Genomic DNA, 5,861 nt, shown 5'->3' with positions numbered 1-5,861 from the left:
TTCGGGGTGGCCGGGCACGGTGAGATCGGGCAGCACTTTCAGTCGGACTGCTCGATCGGCCGGTGCTCCCAGCCATTCGGCCGCGCGCGACGCGCGGACGCCGGCAGCCCAGATCAGGGTCTTGGATTTCAGGGTACTGCCGTCGTAGACAACGCCCTCCGTGTTGCATTCGGTGACGGGTTTGCCCAACACGATCTCGACGCCGAGACTTTCCAACGAGCGCTGCGCATAGGCTGAAAGATCTTCCGGGAATCCCGCCAGCACGCGTGGGCCAGCCTCGATCAGCACCACTCGCGCGGTGTGCGTGTCGATGTTGCGGAAATCAGGCGGCAGCGTGTCGCGCGCCAATTCGGCTATGGTGCCGGCCAGCTCGACCCCGGTTGGCCCAGCGCCGATGATGACGAAGGTGAGCAGAGCAGCGCGGCGGTCCGAATCGGTCTCGCGTTCGGCGCGTTCGAACGCCACCAGAATTCGCCGCCGCAAGGTGGTGGCGTCCTCAAGCGTCTTGAGGCCGGGTGCGAACGGCTCCCACTCATCATGCCCGAAGTAAGCGTGGCGAGCGCCGGTGGCGAGAACGAGGGTGTCATAGGGAAGGGTGCCACCGTCCTCGAGTTGCACGCGCTTTCCTTGCGCGTCGACGCCGCTCACGGTGGCAAACAGTGTCGTGACCTCTGAGCGCCCGCGCAACAAATAGCGGATTGGCCAGGCGATCTCGGACGTTGCCAACGAAGCGGTCGCGACCTGATAAAGCAGTGGCTGGAATAGATGATGGTTGCGCCGATCGATCAGCGTGATCTTTACCGGCGCGCCCGCAAGCCGGTAGGTGGTCTCAAGCCCGCCGAATCCGGCGCCGACGATCACCACGCGATGCGGTTCTGGTTGGCGCGAGTCGGTCGTCATGTCGCGGCCTTTGTGTGTTGATCGTTGATTTCGCTGTGGCTTGGTCAGCCCTCACGGTGCAAGCATAGTCCGCGCAGACGAATTCCCAACCTGAACTATATTTCTTGCCATGGGCCGCGGACGCGAATTATGGTGCATTTAGCGAGGCATTGCGCCAAAGGTTCTACGCAGGAGCCGGCGGTTCATGCTTGCCGCTGACCTGCCATCTCGCGCACAAAATAGGGCAATCCAAATAGAGCCTGGCAAGGAAGCCTACCGCGCCAAACGGGACAGGTCGGCGCGGGCGCAAGCAAATGAACGAGGAGGAAATCGACTATGAGAGCTGCATTCTGGCTGGCGGGCGCAACCGCCCTGGCTTTAGCAAGTTCCGCCAGCGCGGCGGATTCCATCAAGATCGGATTTGTCAGCACGTTCAGCGGCCCGACCGCCGTGATCGGCAATGACATGCGCAATTCGTTCGAGTTGGCGCTTGACCACTTGGGCCGGAAGATGGGCGGCAAGCCCGTCGAGGTGATCTACGAAGACGATCAGCAGAAGCCAGATATCGGCAAGCAGAAAACCGAGAAGCTGATCCAATCGGACAAGGTCGACTTCGTCGCGGGATATATCTGGTCGAACGTGCTGCTGGCATCGCTCAAGACCGCAGTGGACGCGCAGACTTTCCTGATCACCGCCAACGCCGGACCGTCGCAGCTCGCAGGTGAATTGTGCTCGCCGTATGTGTTCTCGACATCCTGGCAGAACGACCAGACACCCGCGGCCATGGGCCTCTACATGAACCAGAAGGGCGTCAAGTCGGTGTTCCTGATCGGCCCGAACTACGCCGCCGGTAAGGACATGCTGGCCGGCGTCAAGAGCACCTTTAAGGGCCAGGTGCTGGGCGAGGAATATACGGTCTGGCCAAGCCAGCTCGATTTTTCGGCGGAGCTCTCGAAGGCGCGGGCCTCAAAGGCGGAGTCGATTTTCGTGTTCTATCCGGGCGCTGCCGGGGTGCAGTTCCTCAATCAATATGTGCAGGCCGGGCTGAAGCAGCAGATCCCGCTCTACACCGCCTTTACCATCGACGAGCTGTCGCTGCCGCTGCAGAAAGACAACGCGCTCGGCATTCCCGGCGCGCAGGAATGGGTGAACGACCTGCCTAACGAGCAAAACAAGAAGTTCGTCGCGGACTATCGCAAGAAATATCCCGGCCTGCGTCCGACTTACTACGGCGCTCAATCGTATGACGCCGCGCAATTGATCAACAGCGCGGTGGTGGCGGTGAAGGGCGACACCAGCAAGAAGGATGCGATGAAAGCCGAGATGGAGAAGGCGAATTTCAAGTCGCTGCGCGGCGGCTTCAAATACGGCAACAACCATATCCCGATCCAGAATTTTTACCTGCAGGACGTGGTCAAGGATGCGGAAGGCCAGCTCTCGCTGAAAACAGTCGCGACCATTGTGAAGGACGATCAGGATCGCTTCCACGATAAGTGCCCGATGAAGTGATTTTCTGCGGCTGTCTACTACAGGGCGGCGGTGCTCACGCGCCGCCGCTGTTTGCCTTTAGGCGGGATTCTTCGGTCCATTCAAAGCGCCCATGCTGCTTGTCGTCGAACAGTTCCTGAACGGATTGCAGTTCGGCTTGCTGCTATTTCTGTTGGCGGCGGGGTTGACGCTGGTGTTCGGGATCATGGATTTCGTCAACCTGGCGCATGGCTCGCTCTACATGATGGGCGCCTATTTCGCCGCGAGCTTCGTCGCGTGGACCGGCAATTTCATCATCGGCGTGGTGCTGGCGCTGGGCGCAACATTGCTGCTCGGTATCGTCCTGGAGTTCGTGGCTCTACGGCATCTCTACGGCCGCGATCACCTCGATCACGTGCTTGCGACGTTCGGGCTCATCCTGTTTTTCAATGATGCGGTGCGCCTGATCTGGGGTCCGGCGGGGCTCGCGCTTCCACTGCCACCGTGGCTCACGGTGCCGATCGCGATCCTCCCCGGCATTTATTATCCGGCTTACCGGCTGGCGATCATCGTGGTCGCGCTGGTGGTGGCGCTGATGCTCTATGTGGTCGTAATGCGAACCCGGCTGGGCATGCTGATCCGCGCCGGCGCGTCGAACCGGGAAATGATCGGCGCGCTGGGGATCAATATCAAGCTGCTCTACACACTTGTGTTCGGGCTTGGAGCCGCGTTAGCCGGCCTCGCCGGTCTGATGCAGGCGCCCATCCTCACGGTTCAGATCGGGATGGGCGAAAACATCCTCATCCTGGCTTTTGTCATCATCGTGATCGGCGGCATCGGCTCGATCCGCGGCGCATTCCTGGCGGCGATCTTTGTCGGCATGATCGATACCTTGGGCCGGGCGTTCTTGCCTGATCTCTTGCGGCAAATCCTGAGTTCAACCGCCGCGTCGACCGCCGCGCCCGCGCTCTCCTCGATGCTGATCTATCTCGTGATGGCGATTGTTCTGGTGGTGCGACCGGAGGGGCTGTTTCCGGCCAACCGGCGATGAAGGGGTGGCTCGACCCTCGGCACGTCGTGGCAGCGCTGGTCGTGGTCGGCCTGCTGGTGCTTCCGATCTATACTTCGCTGAGCGGGAACGGGTTCGCGCTGACGCTGTTCACGCGGATCGTGATATTTGCCCTGGCTGCGGCAAGCCTCAATCTGATCATGGGCTACGGCGGCATGATGAGCTTCGGTCACGCAGCTTATCTCGGCATCGGCGGCTATGCGGTCGGCATTCTCGCGGCCGAAGGGATCGGCTCCGGGTTCATTCAATGGCCGGTCGCGCTGCTCGCGTCGGCAGTGTTTGCACTGGTGATCGGCGCGCTGTCGTTGCGCACGCGCGGGGTCTACTTCATCATGATCACGCTCGCCTTTGCGCAGATGGCCTATTACATCGCATCGGGGCTTGCCCGTTACGGTGGGGACGATGGCCTGACCATTTACAAGCGCAGCGATTTCGGCGGCCTCATCAATCTGTCAAACCGCGTACAGTTCTATTACCTCTGCCTCGCTTGCCTGTTCGGCGGGCTCTACCTGATATGGCGGATTGTCAATTCGCGTTTCGGCATGGTGGTGCAGGGCTTGCGCTCCAATGAGGCGCGCATGCAGGCGATCGGATTCCCGGCCACGCGTTACCGGCTTGTCTGCTTTGTGATCTCGGGCACCCTGTGCGGCCTGACAGGCGCGCTGTTGGCCAATAACACCGACTTCGTCAGTCCCGCGGTGATGTACTGGACCCGCTCCGGCGACCTTATGGTGATGGTCATCCTCGGCGGCATGGGCTCGCTGTTCGGGCCGGTGATCGGCGCGATCATCTATCTGGTGCTGGAAGAGTTCCTGTCGCAGGTGACGGAATATTGGGCGCTAATCATGGGGCCGCTTCTGCTGCTGATCGTGCTGTTCGGGCGCGGCGGCATCGACGGATTGCTGGGGAGGCTGCGTCATGGCTGAACCCTTGCTGCGCGTCGAGAAACTGGTGCGCCGGTTCGGCGGCATCGTTGCGACCGATCAGGTCTCGCTTGATGTCGCCGAGGGAGAGTTGCACGCGATCATCGGGCCGAACGGCGCCGGCAAGACGACGCTGATCAGCCAGCTGACCGGGCAACTGCTTCCGAACGCCGGCAGCATTCGATTGGCCGGCCGCGACATCACCTGGGTCCCGGCGTACCGCCGCAGCGCGCTCGGGCTGGCGCGCTCGTTTCAGATCACCTCGTTGCTGCTGGACTTCACCGCGGCTGATAACGTCGCGCTGGCGGCGCAAGCGCATGACGGCCACTCCTTTCACTTCTGGGGCAATGCGCGCAAGGTGCCGCATTTGCGCCAAGCCGCGCAGGCCGCACTCGATCGTGTCGGCCTCGGCTCTCGCGCCAACGTGCTGGTGTCGCGGCTGAGTCATGGGGAGCAGCGTGAGCTCGAACTTGCGGTGGCGCTTGCGACGAAGCCGCAGTTGTTGTTGCTGGACGAACCGATGGCCGGCCTTGGCGTGACCGAGTCCGCGCGCATGGTCAGGCTGCTGCAGGAATTGCGGCGCGAAGTCTCCATCGTGCTGGTCGAGCACGACATGGACGCGGTGTTCGCGCTCGCCGACCGCATCAGCGTTCTGGTCTATGGACGCGTGATCGCGTCGGGCACGCCGGCCCATATCCGCGGGAATGAAGAGGTGAAGCGGGCCTACCTCGGCGATCAGCACGCGGTGACCCGCCATGGCTGAGCCGATGTCTCTGCTCGAAATCGAAAGTATCGAAACCTGTTATGGACTGAGCCAGGTGCTGTTTGGGCTTTCGCTGTCGGTCGGGTCAGGCGAAATGGTGGCCATGATGGGCCGCAATGGCATGGGAAAAACCACGACCATCCGCTCGATCCTGGGGCTGACGCCGGCGCGCGCGGGGGCGATCCGTTTTGCCGGGCAGGAGGTCCGAAGATTTCCTTCGTTCCGGATTGCGCAACTCGGAATCGGCCTGGTGCCCGAAGGTCGCCAGATATTTCCAAACTTGACGGTGCGCGAAAATCTCGTCGCGGCTTCCGCCAATCGGGCAGGCAGCCCCGATCCCTGGACCATCGAGAAAATTCACGCGCTCTTTCCGCGCCTCGCGGAGCGCGGAAACAACATGGGAAATACATTATCGGGCGGCGAGCAGCAGATGCTGGCGATCGGCCGGGCGCTGATGACCAACCCCAGGCTGCTGGTCCTGGACGAGGCGACCGAGGGGCTGGCGCCGCTGATCCGCGCCGAGATCTGGGCCGTGCTGGCGACGCTGAAGGCGGAAGGCCAGGCGATCCTGCTGATCGACAAGAACCTGTCGGCCGTGATGCGGCTGGCCGACCGGCATGTGGTGGTGGAAAAGGGCCGCGTGGTCTGGACCGGCAGCAGCGCGGCGCTGGCGGCGGAGCCCGGGCTGCGCGACAAGTATCTGCATGTCTAGCAAGGGAGCTTAACGCGATGGCCAGGCCGAAGATGACCGCCGGGATCA

General features: G+C 62.2%; 6 protein-coding genes. 5 read left to right on the top strand and 1 reads right to left on the bottom strand.

The annotated features are described in order from the left end of the window. A partial coding sequence (locus tag VJV58_RS00780) for an NAD(P)/FAD-dependent oxidoreductase (RefSeq protein ID WP_324135401.1) occupies positions 1-900 on the bottom strand: 900 nt, incomplete at its 3' end. A 315-nt stretch (positions 901-1,215) separates the two neighbouring features. On the opposite strand from VJV58_RS00780, the gene VJV58_RS00775 reads away from it, so the two are divergent. The 5 genes from VJV58_RS00775 (at position 1,216) to VJV58_RS00755 (ending at position 5,813) form a co-directional block, all read left to right on the top strand. Continuing rightward, positions 1,216-2,388, top strand: a complete 1,173-nt coding sequence (locus VJV58_RS00775; RefSeq protein ID WP_324135400.1) for an ABC transporter substrate-binding protein — start codon at positions 1,216-1,218, stop codon at positions 2,386-2,388. 91 nt (positions 2,389-2,479) lie between these two features. Further along, positions 2,480-3,397, top strand: a complete 918-nt coding sequence (locus VJV58_RS00770) for a branched-chain amino acid ABC transporter permease (protein WP_324135399.1) — start codon at positions 2,480-2,482, stop codon at positions 3,395-3,397. After that, a complete protein-coding gene (locus tag VJV58_RS00765; protein WP_324135398.1) occupies positions 3,394-4,341 on the top strand; it encodes a branched-chain amino acid ABC transporter permease in 948 nt (315 codons plus the stop codon). Before VJV58_RS00770 ends, VJV58_RS00765 begins: the two co-directional genes overlap by 4 nt. After that, positions 4,334-5,101: an ABC transporter ATP-binding protein gene (locus VJV58_RS00760; RefSeq protein WP_324135397.1), complete on the top strand. Its 768-nt coding sequence runs from the start codon at positions 4,334-4,336 to the stop codon at positions 5,099-5,101. Before VJV58_RS00765 ends, VJV58_RS00760 begins: the two co-directional genes overlap by 8 nt. Then, on the top strand, positions 5,094-5,813 hold the full coding sequence (locus VJV58_RS00755; protein WP_324135396.1) for an ABC transporter ATP-binding protein: 720 nt from the start codon (positions 5,094-5,096) through the stop codon (positions 5,811-5,813). The genes VJV58_RS00760 and VJV58_RS00755 overlap by 8 nt, the downstream gene beginning before the upstream one ends. Positions 5,814-5,861 lie beyond the last annotated feature (48 nt).

Origin of the sequence: Bradyrhizobium sp. (assembly GCF_035273305.1) — a bacterium.
Lineage (GTDB): Bacteria > Pseudomonadota > Alphaproteobacteria > Rhizobiales > Xanthobacteraceae > Bradyrhizobium.
This window is presented reverse-complemented; position numbering and strand designations above follow the sequence as displayed.

Coding starts and splice junctions, on each gene's coding strand:
- VJV58_RS00775 (WP_324135400.1), top strand. CDS start 1,216: ATGAGAGCTGCATTCTGGCTGGCGGGCGCAACCGCCCTGGCTTTAGCA.
- VJV58_RS00770 (WP_324135399.1), top strand. CDS start 2,480: ATGCTGCTTGTCGTCGAACAGTTCCTGAACGGATTGCAGTTCGGCTTG.
- VJV58_RS00765 (WP_324135398.1), top strand. CDS start 3,394: ATGAAGGGGTGGCTCGACCCTCGGCACGTCGTGGCAGCGCTGGTCGTG.
- VJV58_RS00760 (WP_324135397.1), top strand. CDS start 4,334: ATGGCTGAACCCTTGCTGCGCGTCGAGAAACTGGTGCGCCGGTTCGGC.
- VJV58_RS00755 (WP_324135396.1), top strand. CDS start 5,094: ATGGCTGAGCCGATGTCTCTGCTCGAAATCGAAAGTATCGAAACCTGT.